The 1,449-nt window shown below is 51.3% G+C and carries 2 protein-coding genes; both read right to left on the minus strand.

Annotated features, from left to right (window positions below):
- On the minus strand, positions 1 to 954 hold a 954-nt coding region (locus ABUE31_RS22600), incomplete at its 3' end, for a hypothetical protein (RefSeq protein ID WP_367726020.1).
- A partial coding sequence (locus ABUE31_RS22605; RefSeq protein WP_367726021.1) for a DUF6932 family protein occupies positions 954 to 1,449 on the minus strand: 496 nt, incomplete at its 5' end. The genes ABUE31_RS22605 and ABUE31_RS22600, both read right to left, overlap by 1 nt.

The following is a 1,449-nucleotide window of genomic DNA, read 5'->3' on the forward strand; positions in this document are numbered from 1 at the left end:
GAAGTTCTCATTCATGATGCGGGGCTCCAGATTTTCAAGTGTGACTTGTTCTCGGAGCAAGTTTCCATTGCGGTAGATGCGACTGAACAACAAGTAAGCTTTGACCGGCTTCAGGAGCAACTGGTCTTTGAAGGATTGATCGGCGACGTATTTTTCAACCAAATCGTCAGTTGCAAAACCCTTCAGCACTGCATTTTGGCCATCGATCTCAAGCTCGAATGTGTGGGAGTCGGGCAGCACTCCTAGGAGCACTGCATCTAGAGTAACGCTTTCCTCACGGAGCGTTACCGCCGAAAAACGTTCATTCAGGCGATTAACGTCTTCAACGCTCAGGTCTAGGCGATGCTCATCCCGGACAATTTTTGCAGTTGCACCCGCATCTTTTAGTACCTTGGCGAATCTCTGGACTGCTCCGACTAATCTCGGGGAAGCATCATCTATTGCTGACACAAAATCAGCTTCATCAGCTGCATTGAGGGCAGCAATAAACTCCGTGGCTTGATCGACAGCAGTCTTCAAAGGCGTCTGGAACAGATCGGTTTGAGATGGGGTAAGCTCCTCTAATAGGAAACCCATAGATCCGCGAATGATGTCGCGGATGTACAGCTTGGAGTGTTTTGCACCCTTAACTTTGCCTCTCGACGCAACTGCCTTGTCATTTAAGGTGGCCAGTGACGCGGTTACGATCTTCTGGAACGTCCCGAGGGCGTCAGATGAAAAATCAAGGCGAATATCGTCTTGGCCGATGACGGGAAGACCATCAAATACAAGCGCGACGCTCGCGCTGAGCGGTGTACTTCCGCGCAGTTTTTCAATCTTCTGGGTAATCTCGCTCAGGCGCTGCTCCCACATGAGCCTCGCGGTTCCCCAGGGGTTGTCAGGCAAAGTTTCAAGTTGTCGCTCGGCAAACGCCTTATCTGCTTCCAAGGCCTCAATCGCTAAGAGGTTTGGCATCACGAACCTCCCAACAATGCGAGAGCGTCAACATCCTGCTGCTGGTCCAAAAGGATTGCCACAAAGCCCTTCCACGCGAAGGTAACTTTCTGATGCGAGAATAGACTATACCAGTACATTACGTCCTTAAGGAGGTGGACGAGCGGCAGTTCCTGAACAAGGAGCGCGTAGGTGTCGAGTTCGAAACGGCTCTTGTTAAGCGGCTGGTTCTGTATCTCCTCAGCCCAGAATTTGAATCCATCCGGGTGCCACAAAGCGGGGTCTTGCACATACCGCTTTGGAGTATCGAGCAGGGAATATACGTCTATGTCGCCCGGCTCACGTCCACTATGACGCTCTACATCCTCCACAAAGCTCCCGTCCAGAAACTGAATCCCGGACACGTAGCCGTTGGCATACATAAGTCCTCTGTAGGCCAACAGATTGCGCAAAAGCTGCTTCCGTCGGAGAGTTGTCCCAAACGTCTGGACCAGTTCGCTTGTCGATATAATGTAG

This window comes from Mesorhizobium marinum, assembly GCF_040813675.1.
GTDB classification, from domain to species: Bacteria; Pseudomonadota; Alphaproteobacteria; order Rhizobiales; family Rhizobiaceae; genus Mesorhizobium_K; species Mesorhizobium_K marinum.